Source organism: Pseudoalteromonas sp. S1650 (assembly GCF_005887195.1).
Classification (GTDB): domain Bacteria; phylum Pseudomonadota; class Gammaproteobacteria; order Enterobacterales; family Alteromonadaceae; genus Pseudoalteromonas; species Pseudoalteromonas simplex.
The window spans coordinates 1-18215 of record NZ_PNDF01000069.1 but is presented as its reverse complement, the minus strand read 5'-3'; the positions used below and the strand labels follow the sequence as shown (position 1 = coordinate 18215).

The 18215-nt window shown below is 42.5% G+C and carries 17 protein-coding genes; 15 read left to right on the top strand and 2 right to left on the bottom strand.

Annotation, left to right across the window (positions count from 1 at the left end; all coding sequences use genetic code 11):
• Positions 1 to 65 precede the first annotated feature (65 nt).
• The 13 genes from leuS to lipA all read left to right on the top strand — a co-directional run bounded on the left by leuS (position 66) and on the right by lipA (position 12775).
• The gene (gene leuS / locus CWB80_RS18380) at positions 66 to 2654 is read left to right on the top strand and encodes a leucine--tRNA ligase (protein ID WP_138602630.1); all 2589 of its coding nucleotides are present in this window, start codon (positions 66 to 68) and stop codon (positions 2652 to 2654) included.
• 1 nt (position 2655) lies between these two features.
• Positions 2656 to 3144, top strand: a complete 489-nt coding sequence (locus CWB80_RS18375; RefSeq protein ID WP_138602632.1) for an LPS-assembly lipoprotein LptE — start codon at positions 2656 to 2658, stop codon at positions 3142 to 3144.
• Positions 3144 to 4184 (top strand): DNA polymerase III subunit delta, encoded by a 1041-nt coding sequence (gene holA / locus CWB80_RS18370; RefSeq protein WP_138602634.1) that lies wholly within the window; start codon positions 3144 to 3146, stop codon positions 4182 to 4184. The genes CWB80_RS18375 and holA overlap by 1 nt, the downstream gene beginning before the upstream one ends.
• Positions 4185 to 4196: 12 nt before the next feature.
• A complete protein-coding gene (gene nadD / locus CWB80_RS18365; protein ID WP_138602642.1) occupies positions 4197 to 4832 on the top strand; it encodes a nicotinate-nucleotide adenylyltransferase in 636 nt (211 codons plus the stop codon).
• A 56-nt stretch (positions 4833 to 4888) separates the two neighbouring features.
• Complete coding sequence (gene rsfS, locus CWB80_RS18360) at positions 4889 to 5206, top strand: ribosome silencing factor (protein WP_054551669.1); 318 nt, start codon at positions 4889 to 4891, stop codon at positions 5204 to 5206.
• Positions 5207 to 5233: 27 nt separating this feature from the next.
• On the top strand, positions 5234 to 5704 hold the full coding sequence (gene rlmH, locus CWB80_RS18355) for a 23S rRNA (pseudouridine(1915)-N(3))-methyltransferase RlmH (protein ID WP_036967350.1): 471 nt from the start codon (positions 5234 to 5236) through the stop codon (positions 5702 to 5704).
• Positions 5705 to 5712: 8 nt separating this feature from the next.
• Positions 5713 to 7593 (top strand): penicillin-binding protein 2, encoded by a 1881-nt coding sequence (mrdA, locus tag CWB80_RS18350; RefSeq protein ID WP_138602636.1) that lies wholly within the window; start codon positions 5713 to 5715, stop codon positions 7591 to 7593.
• Positions 7590 to 8696 carry a rod shape-determining protein RodA gene (gene rodA / locus CWB80_RS18345; protein ID WP_054551671.1) on the top strand — a complete coding sequence of 369 codons (1107 nt, stop codon included), beginning with the start codon at positions 7590 to 7592 and terminating at the stop codon, positions 8694 to 8696. Before mrdA ends, rodA begins: the two co-directional genes overlap by 4 nt.
• On the top strand, positions 8696 to 9463 hold the full coding sequence (locus CWB80_RS18340; RefSeq protein ID WP_063527804.1) for a septal ring lytic transglycosylase RlpA family protein: 768 nt from the start codon (positions 8696 to 8698) through the stop codon (positions 9461 to 9463). The genes rodA and CWB80_RS18340 overlap by 1 nt, the downstream gene beginning before the upstream one ends.
• A 54-nt stretch (positions 9464 to 9517) precedes the next feature.
• Positions 9518 to 10678, top strand: a complete 1161-nt coding sequence (locus CWB80_RS18335) for a serine hydrolase (RefSeq protein WP_054551673.1) — start codon at positions 9518 to 9520, stop codon at positions 10676 to 10678.
• Positions 10679 to 10861: 183 nt separating this feature from the next.
• Complete coding sequence (ybeD, locus tag CWB80_RS18330; protein ID WP_054551674.1) at positions 10862 to 11140, top strand: DUF493 family protein YbeD; 279 nt, start codon at positions 10862 to 10864, stop codon at positions 11138 to 11140.
• Positions 11141 to 11159: 19 nt separating this feature from the next.
• Positions 11160 to 11813, top strand: a complete 654-nt coding sequence (gene lipB / locus CWB80_RS18325) for a lipoyl(octanoyl) transferase LipB (RefSeq protein ID WP_082389180.1) — start codon at positions 11160 to 11162, stop codon at positions 11811 to 11813.
• Positions 11810 to 12775, top strand: coding sequence for a lipoyl synthase (lipA, locus tag CWB80_RS18320; protein WP_138602638.1), 966 nt, complete (start codon positions 11810 to 11812; stop codon positions 12773 to 12775). The genes lipB and lipA overlap by 4 nt, the downstream gene beginning before the upstream one ends.
• Before the next feature lie 57 nt (positions 12776 to 12832).
• Here lipA and CWB80_RS18315 read toward each other — a convergent pair whose 3' ends face one another.
• Entirely contained in the window at positions 12833 to 13426 is a 594-nt protein-coding gene (locus CWB80_RS18315) for a TetR/AcrR family transcriptional regulator (RefSeq protein WP_062564346.1), read from the bottom strand.
• A 175-nt stretch (positions 13427 to 13601) separates the two neighbouring features.
• Here CWB80_RS18315 and CWB80_RS18310 point away from each other — a divergent pair, with 175 nt between their 5' ends.
• The gene (locus tag CWB80_RS18310) at positions 13602 to 14621 is read left to right on the top strand and encodes an MBL fold metallo-hydrolase (protein ID WP_249362647.1); all 1020 of its coding nucleotides are present in this window, start codon (positions 13602 to 13604) and stop codon (positions 14619 to 14621) included.
• Positions 14622 to 14748: 127 nt separating this feature from the next.
• Positions 14749 to 16374: a M28 family metallopeptidase gene (locus CWB80_RS18305; RefSeq protein WP_138602644.1), complete on the top strand. Its 1626-nt coding sequence runs from the start codon at positions 14749 to 14751 to the stop codon at positions 16372 to 16374.
• A 69-nt stretch (positions 16375 to 16443) separates the two neighbouring features.
• Here CWB80_RS18305 and CWB80_RS18300 read toward each other — a convergent pair.
• The coding region (locus CWB80_RS18300; protein ID WP_283235114.1) for a FimV/HubP family polar landmark protein at positions 16444 to 18215 on the bottom strand (1772 nt) is incomplete at its 5' end.

Genomic DNA, 18215 nt, shown 5'->3' with positions numbered 1-18215 from the left:
GCATGTATTTTGGGTTATCCTTATCGACAATTTTTTATTAATTTGCAAGAAGTCTGGAATCGTAGATGCAAGAGCAATATAACCCGCAAGACATTGAGTCAAAAGTACAAGCCTACTGGGAAGAAAACCAAGTATTTAAAGTCACTGAAGATGAGAGCAAAGAAAAGTATTACTGTCTATCTATGTTCCCATACCCAAGCGGCCGACTCCACATGGGTCACGTTCGTAACTACACCATTGGTGACGTAGTATCACGCTTCCAACGCTTGCAAGGCAAAAACGTAATGCAACCTATGGGTTGGGATGCGTTTGGTCTACCTGCTGAAAATGCGGCAATCAAAAATAACACTGCCCCTGCTAAGTGGACTTACGAAAACATCGATTACATGCGCGACCAGTTAAAGCAATTAGGCTTTGGTTACGACTGGGATCGTGAAATCGCAACATGTCACCCAGAATACTACAAGTGGGAACAGTGGTTCTTCACTAAGCTTTACGAAAAAGGCTTAGTATACAAAAAGATGTCAACAGTAAACTGGGATCCAGTTGACCAAACTGTACTTGCTAACGAACAAGTTATTGATGGTCGTGGTTGGCGTTCAGGTGCAATTGTTGAGCAAAAAGAAATTCCACAATGGTTCATCAAAATCACTGATTACGCACAAGAGCTACTAGACGATTTAGATAAACTTGACCACTGGCCTGAGCAAGTTAAAACCATGCAGCGCAACTGGATTGGTCGCTCTGAAGGTTTAGAAATCGAATTTAAGCGTGCTGATAACGAAGACACATTCAGTGTTTATACAACACGCCCAGATACCTTCATGGGTGTGACGTACGTAGCAGTTGCTGCCGGTCACCCAATTGCACAAGAAGCCGCTAAAAACAGCGACGCTGTAGCTATGTTTGTTGATGAGTGTAAAAACACGAAAATCGCTGAAGCAGACATGGCAACCATGGACAAAAAAGGCATTGCAACTGGCTTTTATGCGATTCATCCATTAACAGGTAAGCAAGTACCAATTTGGGTTGCTAACTTTGTATTAATGGATTACGGCTCAGGCGCAGTTATGGCTGTTCCTGCACATGACCAACGTGACTACGAGTTCGCATCAGCTTATGGCCTTGAAATTGCTCAAGTTATCGCACCAGCTGCAGGTTCTGAAGAAACGGTTGATTTAGACAACCAAGCTTACACAGAAAAAGGTGTGTTAGTTAACTCTGGTGAGTTCGATGGTCTTGAGTTTGAAGCAGCGTTTAATGCCGTTGCAGACAAACTAGAAGCGCTGGGTGTAGGTGAGCGTAAAGTTAATTTCCGTCTACGTGACTGGGGTGTTAGCCGTCAGCGTTACTGGGGTTCTCCAATTCCAATGCTTAGCGACGAAAATGGTGATGAGCTTGCAGCAACAGAAGACATGCTACCCGTTCGCTTACCAGAAGACGTAGTAATGAATGGTGTGACTTCACCAATCAAAGCTGATCCTGAGTGGGCTAAAACAACGGTAAATGGCGCGCCTGCATTCCACGAAACAGATACCTTCGATACCTTCATGGAGTCGTCTTGGTACTACGCTCGTTACTGTAGCCCACGTTTTGACGAAGGCATGATCGAGCCAGGTGCAGCAAATTACTGGTTACCAGTAAACCAATACATTGGTGGTATTGAGCATGCGATCTTGCACTTACTTTACTCGCGTTTCTTCCACAAACTATTACGTGACTTTGGTTTAGTAAACTCAGATGAGCCATTTGAGCGCTTATTATGTCAAGGCATGGTACTAGCTGATACTTTCTATCGTAAAGATGAGAAAGGCGGTGATATCTGGATTTCACCAACAGACGTTCAAACTGAAACAGACGACAAAGGTCGTGTTGTTAAAGCGTGGCACAAAGAAGATGGCGAGCCGGTATTTTCTGCGGGCATGAGCAAAATGTCGAAATCGAAAAACAACGGTATCGATCCGCAACAAGTTATCGCCCAGTACGGTGCAGATACAGTTCGTTTATTCATGATGTTCACTGCACCACCAGAGCAAACACTTGAATGGTCTGATTCAGGTGTTGAAGGTGCAATGCGTTTCTTAAAACGTATTTGGAAATACGCTGTTGATGTTGAAACAGTAGGTTATCAAGCGCTTGATAAATCAGCGTTAAATAACGACCAAAAAGTACTTCGCCGTGAACTTCATAAAGCAATTGCAAAAGTGACTGATGACGTTGAGCGTCGTCAAACATTCAACACTGCAATCGCTGCAATCATGGAAATCTCGAACAAGTTACTTAAAGCACCACTTGCTGATAAACAAGATGTGGCAATTGCTAACGAAGCACTTGAAGCATTACTTATCATGCTTGCGCCTATCACACCGCACATGTGTCACCAGTTATGGCAAGACCTTGGCAAAGAAGGCGACATCTTAGATGCAGCATGGCCAACAGTTGATGAGTCAGCACTTGTTGAAGATGAGAAGCTAATCATTGTACAAGTTAACGGTAAGCTACGTGCTAAGTTAACAGTGCCTGCAGATGCAACCAAAGAGCAAGTTGAAGCATTAGCATTTGCTGAAGAAAACGTGACTAAGTTCACTGAAGGCGCGACTATCCGTAAAGTAATTTACGTACCTGGCAAACTACTTAACGTGGTTGCTAACTAAGATGGCAGCGCTTCATGCACTGAAAAACGGACTAGCCCTTGCGCTAGTCTGTTTACTGCTGACAAGTTGTGGCTTTCACTTAAAGAAAGCCTCTAACTTGCCTGACGACTTGAAAGTAATCACCCTTGTTGGTGATGATGAAAAGTCAGCCTTATTCGAATTAGTCGAAAAAGAACTGATTGCGAGTAAAGTTGAGCTTAACCAAGTTGGTAAACACCCTGAGTTAAAGATTCACAAAGACCGCTTAGAGCGTCAAATCTTGTCATTATTTGATAATGGTCAGGTTGCTGAATATGAACTTGCCTATAGCGTAAGCTATACCCTCAAGCGCCCTGGACAAAAAGCCATAAATCAAAGCTTTGAATTGTATCGTAACTACCAAGACGACCCAGACAATGCCCTTGCAAAAGCAAAAGAGCTTGATTTGCTATTAGGCGAAATTCGTAAGCAAGCGAGTCGTCGTATTGTTCGTGAGCTATCACAACTGTAATGCGTTGTTATGCAAACCAGCTTCCTAGCCAGTTAAAAAAAGGCCTCGCGCCTTTTTACATGGTGTTTGGTGAAGAGCCTTACCAAATTGCTCAGTGCATCATGCAAATTCGTCAAGTAGCTAAACAGCAAGGCTTTGACGAGGTAATCAAATTTACCTTAATGCCGGGTTTTGATTGGCAAGAAATTGTTGCTCAATATCAAAGTATGTCACTGTTCAGCGCTCGTACCTTAATTGAGTTTGATTTAAACGAGCAAAAACCTGGTGCGCAAGGCAGCCAAATCTTTAAGCAGCTTGTTGAGCTTGCTAACCCCGATACTATTTTGGTTTTAAAAGGCGCCAAAGCCAGCCAAGATATTCAACGCAGTGCTTGGTTTAAAGCCCTCGATAAGCAAGGCTTATTTGTTCCTTGTTACCCATTAACAGGTAATCACCTGAGCCGCTGGTTAGATGAGCAATGCTACCGTTTAAACTTAAACCTTCATAACAACGCGAAACAAAGCTTAATTGATGCCACAGAAGGAAATTTACTTGCCTGTCATCAAGAGTTAGAAAAGCTATCTTTGCTTTATGGTAGTGAGCTAATTGACCAACAAGCTGTGATGCAAGGGCTACTAAATCAGTCAAAATTTGATATTTTTGATTTGAGTGATGCTTTATTAAATGGCCACGCCGAACAAGCAGTTAAAGTAATGACTAAACTGGCTGCCGATAACACTGAAGCCATGAGTATTTTTTGGGCCATCAATAAAGAAGCAGCTAACTTACTGGCAATGCAACATGGGCGCTTGAATGGTGCCAATATGGCTGATTTATACAAAAAGTATAATATTTGGAAAAACCAACAAGCTGTTGTACAACAGGCCTTAAACCGCTTGAACATCCAAGTACTCGAACAAATTACCAAACAATTAGCTCAGTTTGATGCCGCATATAAACAAGGCAACCTTGTAGCCCCCTACCAAGCATTAATGCAAATATGCTTAGTGTTTTGCCAACCTGTGGCGATACCTTTACCTTGCCACCCGGTCTTTGACTAAGAGTAACAATTGATGATTGCTATTTTTGGTGGCACCTTTGATCCAATTCACTTAGGTCATATTAATATGGCCCAGCAGTGTGTTCAGCAGTGCCAACTCGATACCCTTTACTTCATGCCTTGCGCTATCCCTGCTCATAAAGCCAAGCCAGGAATAAGTGATGAGCATCGTATAAACATGCTAAAACTTGCGATTGACGACAATCCGCATTTTGCTATCGATTACCGCGAACTAAACCGAGAAGGTGCGTCTTATTCTTTGCTGAGTTTAGAAGAGCTTCGTGCAGAAAACCCATCAGCACCGATTATGTTTTTAATTGGTATGGACTCATTCAATAGCCTAGATAAATGGTTTAAATGGCAAGAGATTGTCAAACTATGTCATATTGTGGTGTACCAACGTCCGGGGCAACACTGCCAAGTTGCTGGAGAACTGGCCACTTATAAGGCACATGCCTTAACAGAGCAACTTAGCCAGCTACAACAAGCCCCTGCTGGTAAGTTATTCTTTTTAAATGGCATACAAGTTAATGCCGCCTCAAGCGAAATAAGAAAAAAGCTGCATTTAAATAATGATATAGCGGAACTTTTACCTACCTCTGTAAGTCAATACATTGCGCGGCATCATCTTTACCAAACAGATGAATAAATACTGCCTGCGTGATAAAATAACAAATTAAGATTATTTATTTTTGAGAAAACACTTTGGATTCTAAACAACTACTCGCATTTGCCCTTGATAAAGTCGACGATATGAAAGCCCGTGATGTGGTACAGCTTGATGTTCGTGGTAAGTCTGACATTACTGATTACATGTTAGTGTGCTCAGGTAACTCTAAACGCCATGTACAATCTATTGCTGATCATGTTGCTAAAGAAGCACGCCATGCTGGTGAAGAACCTCTCGGTTACGAAGGCCAAAACGAAGGTGAATGGGTGCTTGTAGACCTAGGTGATGTGGTTGTGCATGTTATGCAAGACCAAACTCGCGACTTCTATGATCTAGAGAAACTTTGGGGCTAACCCTTAGCAAGGACATAGGTAACCATTTTGAAAATACAATTGATTGCTGTTGGCACCAAAATGCCAGCATGGGTTGAAACCGGATTCACAGAATATCAACGTCGCTTCCCGCGTGATATGCCCCTTGAGCTAATTGAAATCCCCGCAGGTAAACGTGGTAAAAATGCGGATATCAAACGTATTTTACAACTTGAAGGCGAAAAGACCCTAGCTGCGATCCCTAAAGGTAACCGCATTGTAACGCTAGAGGTGACGGGTAAACCAATGGATACCCATCAGCTGGCAAAAAGTATGGAAAAGTGGCAGCTTGATGGTCGCGATGTTAGCTTATTGATTGGTGGACCAGAAGGCTTAGCACCTGAGTGTATTGCAGCGTCTGAGCAAAAGTGGTCATTATCAAACCTGACACTACCGCACCCGCTAGTGCGCATCATTGTTGCAGAAAGCCTATACCGAGGCTGGAGCTTGAATAACAACCACCCTTATCATCGCGAGTAGTAAAGCCAATGCGAAAACACAGACCCACGATTCGAGACCACTCGGCTGAAGCAAACTTGTTTGCTCGCCGAGCATTTGTGGGTTTTGTGTTTGTTACACTGTTAATTGGTGTGTTGTTATCTAACCTATACAACATCCAAGTTATCGAACATCAAGATTATCAAACACGTTCGAACGATAACCGCATCAAAGTTATTCCAATTGCCCCTAACCGTGGGCTTATTTACGACAGAAATGGCGTATTACTGGCTGAAAACAAACCTGTTTATAATTTAGAAGTAATACCCGAGGAAGTTGATAACCTTGAAGAGGCACTGAGCGAAGTTGAAAAAGTTATTAAAATAACTGAGCAACAAAAAGCTGACTTTCTAGATGACATTAAGCACAATCGCCGCTTTAAAAGCCAAGTATTAAAAGCCCGTTTAGACGAAACCGAAGTTGCAAAGTTCTCGGTTAATCAGCATAAGTTTCCTGGCTTTAGTATCGAAGCGCGTTTAGCTCGCTATTACCCTTATGGTGATACCCTTACCCATGCCCTAGGTTATGTTGCCAAACTCAACAAAAAAGAACTCACCAAACTGGAAGCAGAAGACCAAGCAACGAACTACCGTGCAACCCACGACATTGGTAAGCTGGGTATCGAAAAGTATTACGAAGAACTTCTTCATGGTGTGGTTGGTTCGCAGCGCGTTGAAGTGAATAACCGTGGCCGAGTTATCCGCACTTTAAGCCTCACGCCACCTGAGCCTGGTCACGACTTAGTACTCACTCTCGATATAGGCTTACAACAAATTGCTCAACATGCCTTAAAAGACATGCGTGGTGCCATTGTAGTGCTTGATGCTAAAGATGGCGGCGTTTTAGCGCTTTACTCCAACCCAAGTTATGACCCGAATTTATTTGTCCATGGTATCAGCAGCACAGATTACAAAAAGTTGTTAAACCCAGACCGACCGCTAATTAACCGGACCACGCAAGGGCGTTATGCACCTGCCTCTACAGTAAAACCTCATATGTCGATCCTTGCCCTTGAAGAAGGACTGGTAACCGAGCAAACACAAATTTGGGATCCGGGCTTTTTCCAAATTCCTAACGTTGAGCATAAATGGCGAGACTGGAAACGTTGGGGCCATGGTCATGTTGATGTTTATCGTGCTATTGAAGAGTCATGCGATACCTATTTTTACGATGTTGCTTACCGTTTAGGGATCACCAAAATCAGTGACTTTATGACGCAGTTTGGCTTTGGCGAACTCTCTGGAATCGATATTCATGAAGAAACATCTGCCATTATGCCATCGCGAGAATGGAAAGAAGCCCGCTTTAGAGAATCATGGTGGCGCGGCGACACCATTTCTGTAGGTATCGGCCAAGGTTATTGGACCGCAACACCGATGCAAATAGCTAATGCAACCAACATCTTAGTGAACCGTGGACTCGATCATCCTCCGCACCTTGTACAAGTCGCTAAAAAAGAAAACGAAGTAACGCAAATTAATAATGATGAAAAGCCACCTGTAGTATTAAAAAATCCTCATCATTGGCAAATTGCGCTAGATGCGATGCACAACACCGTACATAAAGTCACAGGTACTGCTCATAAAGCATTTAAAGGGGCGAATTATGACCCAGCAGGTAAAACAGGTACTGCTCAGGTTGTGAGTATTGCTCAAGGTGAGCGTTACGACGCAAAATCACTTAAAGAGCGCCAACGTGATAACGCTATCTATGTTGGTTTTGCACCCTATAACGATCCACAAATTGTGGTCTCTGTGGTGGTTGAAAACACCGGTGGTGGTAGTACAGTTGGTGCGCCTATTGCGCGTCAATTAATGGATTACTACTTCTCAGCGAACCCGATTCAAATAGCCCAAAGTGACGCGCCATGATCCCTTTAAATAAAAAACGCTCAATTTGGCAGCGCCTACACCTCGATTTACCACTTCTTATCGCCCTTATGACGATGATGGTAGCCAGCCTTGCTATTGTATACAGTGCCAGCGGCCAAGACTCTGCAATGATGATACGCCACGCAACACGTATGTTTGGCGCTATCTTAGGTATGTTTATACTCGCGCAGTTTTCACCTAACACATTAAAGAGTATGGTTATTCCGCTCTACTGCGTGGGGCTTTTAATGCTGGTTGGGGTGTTGTTATTTGGGGTTAGTTCAAAAGGTGCACAGCGCTGGCTTGACTTAGGTGTTACCCGCTTCCAGCCGTCAGAGCTAATGAAAATAGCCGTGCCAATGATGGTTGCATGGTATATCGGGCGTAACCATTTACCGCCAAGAATCATCCATTTAATTATTGGCTTTGCGATTGTAATGGTGCCAACCATTTTAATTAAAGAGCAACCCGACTTAGGTACCTCTATTTTGATTGCCAGTTCAGGGATATTTGTATTGTTTTTATCTGGACTAAGTTGGCGCCTTATTGGCTTTTTATCTGCTACTGTTGGTTTGGCAGCATGGCCGTTTTGGCATTACGTGATGCTTGATTATCAAAAACAACGGGTACTGACCTTTTTAGATCCTGAAAGCGACCCGCTTGGCTCGGGTTACCACATAATTCAATCGAAAATTGCAATAGGTTCTGGCGGCATTGAGGGTAAAGGCTGGCTGCAAGGTACCCAATCACAATTAGAGTTTTTACCTGAGCGTCATACCGATTTTATTTTTTCTGTACTGAGCGAAGAGTTTGGCCTGTTCGGGGTTTGTTTATTACTTTGTATGTACTTGTTTATTATTGGTCGTGGCTTATATATTGCGGTAAACGCGCAAGATGCGTTTGGTAAACTGCTTGCCGGCGCATTAACACTGACCTTCTTTGTTTATGTATTTGTAAATATTGGCATGGTTTCGGGCTTACTGCCTGTAGTAGGTGTTCCGTTACCTCTAATAAGTTATGGTGGCACCTCAATGGTGACCTTGATGGCCGGATTTGGCATTATCATGTCTATCGCCACCGATAAAAGGATGCTTTTAAAATAATGACACAGCGAGTCAATTACTTACTTATAGCGTTATTTTCTGTGCTGCTAGCAGCATGTAGCTCTTCATCTCAGCAAGGCCGTTATGCTATGGAGCATGATGCAGCCCCGCTTCGAAAACCAACCGAACTTGAAATGCAAGATGCCATAGTCACCCCGGTTGTTAAAAGCGCAAGCGCTAGTCGCCCTTACGAAGTCCGTGGTAAACGCTACACGCCGATGTTAGATGAAACTGGCTACTCTGAAGAAGGCATTGCTTCGTGGTATGGTCGAAAGTTTCACAATTATCACACCTCAAACGGCGAAGTGTACGATATGTTTGCGATGACAGCAGCTCATAAAACACTGCCGCTACCGAGCTTTGCCAGAGTAACAAATTTAGATAACGGAAAATCAGTAATTGTTCGCGTAAACGACCGTGGCCCATTTCATGATGACCGAATTATCGATTTATCTTATTCTGCGGCCTATAAATTAGGTTATTACCGACAAGGTACAGCCCGTGTTAAGGTTGAGGCTGTTACCCTTGCCAATTCTGCCCCTCGTTTAAGCTACATTCAGGTTGCAGCGGGAAGTACTCTTGCTAATGTTGAAGCGCTCGCGTTTCAACTTCGTCAGCAATATCATGTGCCAACAAACATTGTTGAAAAAGATGGAATCTATCGATTACGTCTTGGTCCAATAAAAGATGCCGCAGAAGCACAAGCAGTTTTAGAAAAGCTAAAACAAAACCAATTTCAGAACGCGTTCTTGCTTTACAGTGAGTAAGACCTTTAGAATAGGTCAACGCAACATGTTTAACTTTAACCATTAATGAGTACGATGAAATCTATAAAATATAAAATCTTAAGTGGCGTTTGTGGCCTTGTTTGCACTGCTAGCGTATTTTCTGCAACAGCCCAAATTATCCCTGCCCCACCTCAAGTTAATGCGAAAGGTTATTTCTTGGTTGATTTCACCACAGGTAAAGTGATTGCCGAAGGCGAAGCAGATACAAAATTAGCACCGGCTAGTTTAACCAAAATGATGACCAGTTATGTAATTGGTACTGAAATAAAAGCAGGTAATATTGCACCAACTGATATGGTTACAGTCAGTGAAAAAGCCTGGGCAAAGAACTTCCCTGAATCATCAAAAATGTTTATCGAAGTCGGTAAGCAGATCAGCGTTGATGACTTAAACCACGGTATAATTATTCAATCGGGTAACGATGCCTGTGTAGCAATGGCAGAACACATTGCTGGTAGTGAAAGCGCATTTGCTGATTTAATGAATGCCCACGCTGAAAAGCTTGGCATGACTAACAGCCACTTCGTAAATAGCCATGGTTTAGATACTAACGAACACTTCACGACACCACGTGATATGGCAACCTTAGGTGCTGCACTTATTCGTGATGTACCTGATGAGTACGAAGTATACGCGAAAAAATCATTCACTTTTAACGGCATCAAGCAATACAACCGTAACTCATTGTTATGGGATGAAAGCATGAACGTTGACGGTATTAAAACTGGCCATACATCAGAAGCGGGTTATAGCTTAGTAACTTCTGCAACTAAAGATGACATGCGTTTAATCGCGGTAGTAATGGGCACAGAAAGCGAACGTGCTCGTAAAGTTGAAAGCAAAAAACTATTGAACTACGGTTTCCGCTTTTTCGAAACAATCACGCCATATAAAGCAGGCGACAGCTTTGCTGAGCAACGTATTTGGATGGGTAACAAAGAAAACGTATCGTTAGGTATCTTAGAAGATACACCTATTACTATTCCACGTGGTCAGCGTAAAAACTTAAAAGCGAACTTCGAACTTGATAAAACACTAGAAGCACCGCTTGCAAAAGGTACTAAAGTAGGCACGCTATTCTTACAGCTTGAAGGTGAAGAAATTGCACAATATCCACTAGTTACACTAGAAGAAGTGGAAGAAGGCAGCTTCTTTAGCAAGATCTACGATTACCTACGTTTACAAATTCAGTAATCTGGTCATAAAGTTTATAAACGCCTTGCACCGCAAGGCGTTTTTTTTTGTCTGAAAAATGATAGAATGCGCCCCATATCAGTCGCGCTGGGTCGAGTGCGTCGTAATCTAAGTTTGCTTAACGCCAAGAAATGGCAGAGAACACCTCTATTAAGCACACTCACTGTTTGAGGAGTCACCGTCGTGGTTCAACCTGTAAAAAATACTAAGTTTGATGAGTATTTAGATTTCCCTTGCCCATTCACATTTAAAATCATGGGCTTAGCTAACGTAAATCTAACAGATCAGATCCTAGAAAAGCTGCAACCAATTGCACCTGGCGATTATGCGCCAAAGGTAAAACCAAGCAGCAAAGGTAATTACGAATCTGTAACGCTTGTAGCAACCGTTACAAGTAAAGAGCACATCGAAGAAATTTATAACGTGATCAGCAACATCGATGACGTACGTCACATGCTATAGGCCGATTACGGAGTAACTCGTGAGCGAAAGAGAATTAATCGTTCGTCAATTAGGTCGTCAGCGTTACATGCCAATTTGGCAAAAAATGCAATCTTTTACCGACACCCGTGATGAGCACACAGCAGATGAAATTTGGCTGGTAGAGCACGAGCCAGTATTTACGCAAGGCCAAGCAGGCAAAGCTGAGCACTTATTAAATACCGGTGATATCGAAGTGATCCAAGTGGATCGTGGTGGTCAAGTTACCTATCACGGACCAGGCCAACAAATGATGTATGTGCTATTCAACTTACGTCGTTTAAACATTGGTGTAAGGGAGCTAGTAACCTGGCTTGAAGAGTGCATTATTGATACGTTAAAAGACTACGACATTGATGCCTACGCGAAAGCGGATGCACCCGGTGTTTACGTTAACGACAGCAAAGTTGCCTCATTAGGCCTTCGCGTTCGCCGCGGTTGCTCTTTCCACGGTTTAGCACTAAATGTAAGTATGGATCTAAGTCCATTCTTACGTATTAATCCATGCGGCTATGCTGGTATGAACATGGTGCAAACAACCGATCTTAACGGTCCGCAAAACCTCGAGCAAGCAGGTGCAGGGCTTGTAAAACACATGATTAAAAAGCTTAATGCTACTGTGGTTAAGCACACTGAAGGGTTTGAAAACGAATGAATAAACCAGTCAAAATGGAACCAGGCGTAAAACTGCGTGATGCAGAAAAAATGGCTCTGATCCCAGTTAAAGTTTTACCTACTGAAAAAAACGAAATGCTGCGTAAGCCAGAGTGGCTAAAAATTCGCTTACCAAAATCAACTGAACGTATTGATGGTATTAAACAAGCGATGCGTAAACATGGTTTACACTCAGTGTGTGAAGAGGCTTCGTGCCCTAACCTATCTGAATGTTTCAACCATGGTACCGCGACTTTCATGATCTTAGGTGCTATTTGTACTCGTCGTTGTCCGTTCTGTGATGTTGCCCATGGCCGTCCATTAAAACCAGACGCAGCTGAGCCAGAAAAGCTAGCGCTGACTATTAAAGACATGAAGCTAAGCTATGTTGTAATCACGTCAGTAGACCGTGATGATTTACGTGATGGTGGTGCACAGCACTTTGCTGACTGTATTCGTGAAATTCGTAAGCACAACCCAGAAATCACGATTGAAATTCTAGTACCTGACTTCCGTGGTCGTATGGACAGAGCCCTTGATATCTTAATCGAGACGCCGCCAGATGTATTTAACCACAACCTAGAAACAGCACCGCGTTTATACAAATTAGCGCGTCCAGGTGCTGACTATAAATGGTCACTTGAGTTGTTACGCCGCTTTAAAGAAGCACATCCAGAAGTGAAAACTAAATCTGGTTTGATGGTAGGTTTAGGTGAAGAAATTAGCGAAATCGAAGAAGTATTACGTGATTTACGCGAGCATAACGTTGATATGCTAACGGTAGGTCAATACCTACAACCTTCTAAGCACCACTTACCGGTTAAACGCTATGTGCCGCCAGCAGAGTTTGATGCTTTAAAAGATTATGCAGACGAAATTGGCTTTACACATGCGGCCTGTGGTCCATTTGTTCGCTCAAGCTACCATGCTGACCAACAAGCAGCTGGTAAAGAAGTGAAGTAATACTTTTACAACTATTTAAAAGCCCGCATTAAGCGGGCTTTTTTATGTTCCAAAATATCAGCGCCCATAACGCGCTAAGAACATTTTTACAGTTTCGCTTATTACTTTGTTATCCGAGTCGCCTTCTTGGCGCTCAAAGCCATACAGCAACGGATAAAAGATCAGCGACTTTAACTGATACACAAACTGTTTTGCTGCAAACTCAACATCATCAATCGTTAAAACCTGTGCTTGCACACCTGCTTCTAAAAACGCCACCAGGTCTTGCATACAGCCCATGTTATTACTGGCTAATGATTTTGCTAAATCAGGCTGCTGTAACATCTGCATGAAAGCGACTTTCGCTACTTTTAAAAACTCTTCAGAGGTCAAAAGTGCCACTTCTTGTTCAGCAATGCGTGTTAACTGCTGTGCAATTGGCACAGCGGCATCAAATACAACCGCTTGTTCTTGGCGGACTTTTTCAAACATAAACACTAGAATTGCTTGAAACAACACATCTTTATTTTCAAAGTGATTGTAGACGGTACGTTTTGAGGCACCTGCTAAGCTTGCAACCTGATCCATACTGGTATGCTCAACGCCCTGCTGAAAAAACAATGTTTCAGCTGCATTCAAAATATCTAATCGTTTTCTCTGTGATAATTTCATGGACCCCTCCGATAAGGGTCACTAGTGTAACGCAAAAATAAAAAATGCACTAGATAGTTTACTTTTATAGCAAACCATGAAAAACTACACCGTGTAGTTTACTTATGGTGACGATATGAAATTTCTAAAATGGCTCGCAATCGCCACTCTATGCATCGTGATAGGAGTGTTTATTATGAATAATCAATTAGCCGCTGAAGGCGTGAGTGATAACAGCCACTCTGCGCAGTTATCTGATGGCAAGTTCCACAATAGCGCCGAGGTAGAAAGACCCAGCTTTAAGAAAACGCTAGGTATCTTCAAACGCTTTATTACTGAAAAGAAAATTGATGCAGAGCCAACAGGTGAACTGCCTATGCATTCTGTTTCTCATGCACAGCTTGAGCATTTATCTAATGACACAGTGCATTTTGTAAAATTAGGTCACTCCTCTATTTTAGCGAAAGTGTATGGCGAATACTGGCTATTTGATCCGGTATTTTCAGAGCGCGCTTCGCCTTTTTCATTCATGGGGCCAAAGCGCTTTCAGCCAACACCTATCAGCATTAAAGAGTTACCAAACATTGCCAAGGTATTTATTTCGCACAACCATTATGATCACTTAGATAAAGCGGCGATTAAACAGCTTGTTGATAAAACAGATTCTTTTTATGTGCCATTAGGAGTCGAAAACGACCTGAAAAAATGGGGAGTTGATGAACAAAAAGTCCATAGTTTTGATTGGTGGCAAGAGCAAAATATGGCAAATAGCCAAATTGTATTTACACCAACCCAGCACTTTTCTGGCCGAGGTTTAACAGATGGCAATAAAACTCTTTGGGGCTCTTGGGCTATTAAAGTAAATGACAAGCGCTTTTATTTTAGCGGTGACTCTGGTTATTTTGCTGGCTTTAAAGAAATTGGTAATCGCTATGGGCCATTTGATATCACTTTTATTGAAACCGGTGCTTACGACAAAGATTGGGCTGACATTCACATGACACCAGAACAATCAGTACAAGCTCACCTCGATTTACAAGGTGATGTGATGGTGCCAGTGCATAATGGTACATTCGATCTGGCCTTTCATGCTTGGTATGACCCACTTAAACGTGTCGCTAAAAAAGCAGGACAAGAGCAAGTATCACTGAGTACTCCGCTAGTTGGAGAGGTATTTAAAATTCAAGATACGGCGATTGATAAAGCGTGGTGGTAAAATTGACAGGATGAAAGGTGCATTATTATCCTTTCATCCTGAATAATTAGTTATTTGTAGACTCTTTCTGGACAGCCCCCCTTCGCGTCCCATATAGTGAAACCCTGTGCAATCAACCAGAAAAACTATGACAACTCACCTTAAGTATGCAAGCTTGGCACTTGCAATTGGTTTATTTGGCTGCTCTGAGCAACCAACAACAAGCACTGATGAACCAAACACTGAAAGCAATGCAGCCGTAAACATTGCCAATGTACGCTCACATATTAAAACCCTCGCCTCTGATGAATTCTTAGGCCGTGGCCCTTTAACTGAAGGCGAAACGCTCACTATTAACTATTTAGCCGATGAATATAAAAAACTCGGCTTAAGCGGTAGTTTTAATGGTGAGTTTTTACAGCCAGTTACCATGGCAAAACTCACTCCAGATCAAAACATGACCTTACAAGTGGGTGATTTAAGCTTTAATGCTGGCAGTGATTTTACCGCCCGTACGCAGCAAATTAACCCTGAGATCAACATCGACGGCTCTGATGTTGTGTTTGTTGGCTACGGTATTAATGCACCTGAATATAATTGGGATGACTTTGCTGATATTGATGTAAAAGACAAAACAATTATCGTGCTTGTTAATGATCCTGGGTTTGCCACCCAAGACGACGCGCTTTTCACCGGTAATGCTATGACCTATTACGGTCGTTGGACTTACAAGTATGAAGAAGGTGCTCGCCAAGGTGCAAAAGCAGTATTTATCGTTCACGAAACTGCTCCTGCCGCATACCCTTGGGGCGTTGTAGAAAGCTCGAACACGGGTAGCAAATATACCTTAATCGACCAAGATAAAAATGCTTCTGACATCCCTGTAATGGGTTGGATTGACGAACAAGCGGCAAATGAAATTTTTGCTCAAGCAGGCCTTGATTATCAAACTGAAAAAGCCAACGCACTAAAAGCTGACTTTAAACCTGTCGACTTAAAAGCGAAAGCAGCGCTGACACTGAAAAGTGATATCTCTCAAGCGCAATCGCATAATGTTGTTGCAACGCTTAAAGGTAGCGAAACCCCTGATGAGTACATTGTAATTGGTGCGCACTGGGACCACTTTGGCACCAAGCAAACTGATGACGGTGTGAAAATCTACAATGGTGCTGTTGATAACGCATCAGGTAGCGCAGCAACGGTTGAAATAGCCCGTATTCTTACTGAAATGCATAAGAAAAAACCATTTAAACGCTCTATTATCTTTGCCAACTTTACGGCTGAAGAAACAGGGCTTATTGGCTCAGAGCAATTCGCAACTGGCGAGATTGTACCAACCAAGCAAATGGTCGCGCTGCTTAATATTGATGGTATGAACGTGCTAGACGGCGTTGACTACATATTACAATACGGTAAAGGCATGTCTGAAATGGAAGACTACCTTGCAGATGCAGCGAAAGCACAAGGTCGTCATGTAAAAATGGACCCGCGTCCTCAAAATGGTTTGTTCTTCCGCTCTGATCACTTCTCTCTAGCTAAACAAGGCGTGCCTAGCTTACTATTTATGAGTTTAGGTGATACAGATCCTGATTATATCGCGCACAAATATCATAAAGAAGCTGACGACTATTCTGCAGATTGGTCTATGGGCGGTGTTGAGCAAGATATTGAACTGATTGTTGATATTGCTGCCAAACTTGCTGATAACGGCGATTGGCCTAAGTGGAAAGCCGAGTCTGATTTCAAAGCGCGTCGCTTACAAGACAAACAATAACCTTCGCTTAGATACAAAAAACCGAGCTAGTTGAAGTTAGCTCGGTTTATTATTGGTTAGTTTTACTTATTACTCGCTAATTTTAGCTTTAAGTGATTGTGCTTCTTCTTGCACTTCCTCTGGGCCATTGGCAATAACATCTTCAATGGCTTGGAGCGCTGCATCAAAGTCGTCTATTTCGATATATGCCCGAGCTAAGTCCAGTTTTGCTGAGTAACCACCACTTTCGGCATCAACATCAGTTGGGTTATCACCTGCTAGTAAGTCGTTAAAATCACTCAGCCCTACATCCATATCAACCTCATCATAAGGTTCATGGTCGAGTGCTTCATCGTCACTTTGTTCAAGTAATGAATCGATATCTACAAACTCATCCGTTGAAGTAGTTTGCTCCTCGGTATCTAATGCCTGTACTTCAGGTGCAACTGGCTGTTCGCTTTCACCCTGTAAGTCTTCATTTAATAGTGCATTAAAATCAACATCGAACTCACTGGCATCACTGATATCTGCTTCGTCTGGCTCTGCTAGTTCATTTAACAGCGCATCAAAGTCTGTTTGAGTAAGGTCGGCCATAAAATCATCATCGATTTCATCGTCTGACAGCTCACTTAAATCAGCCTCGTCAGATAAATTAGACTCGATATCAGCTAATGTTTGCTCAGCTTCTCGGGCATCATCAAGTTCAATATCGTCCAATTCGAATTCAGGGAACTCTTCTAATTCGTCTTGGCTATCAGCCACCTCATCGTCAATTGGCGCTTCGCTCGTTAACTCTGTTGTGCCTTCACTCTGTGATTGATCCGATAAGTCGTCCTCAGGATCAAGAACATCATCTTCTGTAAATTCATTATCAAGCAAGATCTCATCATCAAAATCATCGTCTAGCTGATCAAGCTCATTACCCGTTGCTAATGAATTAGCAAGGTCTTGCTCTGCCTGACTTAACTGTAATGGTGCATCTTCATCTAACTCATTAGAAGTGTCTTCATCAGATTCATCCAATTCAAAACCGGCTTCATCTAGCTCAAGCTCTGGATACTCTTCTAGCTCTTGGCTAGGAGTCACGGTATCTTGCTGTAACGGCTCTTCGTCGGCGGTTAAATCAAATTCATCAGTTAGGTCTTCATCTGCTAGCGGATCATCGCCTAAATCAATTTCAACTTCTTCTATGCCTTGCTCTGGTTCATCTATTGACCAATCTGGAGCTTCAACATAATCATCTTCTTCGCCAATTTCATTTAATAACTCATCGACACTTTTCAGTGACGGATCATCAAATTCGTCAAGGCTATCATCTTCATCTAATAGCTCATCGCTATCTTCATTAAACTCTTGATTAAGCGCCTCATCGATATCAACTTCGTCACTATCATCCGCATCATCAACCAACTCTGATGCAATCGATTCAACATTCATGTCATCAACCGCTTGATCAGCATCGGCTAAATCTTCTAGCGACTCTTGTAGATTCTCATCATGCTCTGCACTGTCACTCTGTTCATGACTTAAATCCGATATCTGCGCTTCAGTGTCTTGCTTCAGCTCATTTGTTTGCTGAATAAGCTCTTCAAGCTCATCATCAACGTCAGAGTCCTGCTCATCACTAGCATCTTCATCAAGTAATGAGTCGATGTCATCGACATCTAAATCATGATCAAGCTCATCTTCGTCAATTAAGTCGTCTACACTAGGTTCTTCAATTGACTCTTCAACCAACTCTTCAGATTCAGGCTCTTCTTGAGCTTCATCTAATAGTGAGTCGATGTCATCGACATCTAGGGCATCATCAAGCTCATCTTCATCGATTAAATCGTCTGCACTTGGTTCTTCTACTAAATATT

Bases quoted from the DNA above. Each gene is read 5' to 3' on its own strand.
- leuS (WP_138602630.1), top strand. From the start codon at position 66: ATGCAAGAGCAATATAACCCGCAAGACATTGAGTCAAAAGTACAAGCC.
- rodA (WP_054551671.1), top strand. From the start codon at position 7,590: ATGATCCCTTTAAATAAAAAACGCTCAATTTGGCAGCGCCTACACCTC.
- CWB80_RS18340 (WP_063527804.1), top strand. From the start codon at position 8,696: ATGACACAGCGAGTCAATTACTTACTTATAGCGTTATTTTCTGTGCTG.
- CWB80_RS18310 (WP_249362647.1), top strand. From the start codon at position 13,602: ATGAATAATCAATTAGCCGCTGAAGGCGTGAGTGATAACAGCCACTCT.
- holA (WP_138602634.1), top strand. From the start codon at position 3,144: ATGCGTTGTTATGCAAACCAGCTTCCTAGCCAGTTAAAAAAAGGCCTC.
- CWB80_RS18315 (WP_062564346.1), bottom strand. From the start codon at position 13,426: ATGAAATTATCACAGAGAAAACGATTAGATATTTTGAATGCAGCTGAA.
- nadD (WP_138602642.1), top strand. From the start codon at position 4,197: ATGATTGCTATTTTTGGTGGCACCTTTGATCCAATTCACTTAGGTCAT.
- mrdA (WP_138602636.1), top strand. From the start codon at position 5,713: ATGCGAAAACACAGACCCACGATTCGAGACCACTCGGCTGAAGCAAAC.
- CWB80_RS18305 (WP_138602644.1), top strand. From the start codon at position 14,749: ATGACAACTCACCTTAAGTATGCAAGCTTGGCACTTGCAATTGGTTTA.
- CWB80_RS18335 (WP_054551673.1), top strand. From the start codon at position 9,518: ATGAAATCTATAAAATATAAAATCTTAAGTGGCGTTTGTGGCCTTGTT.
- lipA (WP_138602638.1), top strand. From the start codon at position 11,810: ATGAATAAACCAGTCAAAATGGAACCAGGCGTAAAACTGCGTGATGCA.
- CWB80_RS18375 (WP_138602632.1), top strand. From the start codon at position 2,656: ATGGCAGCGCTTCATGCACTGAAAAACGGACTAGCCCTTGCGCTAGTC.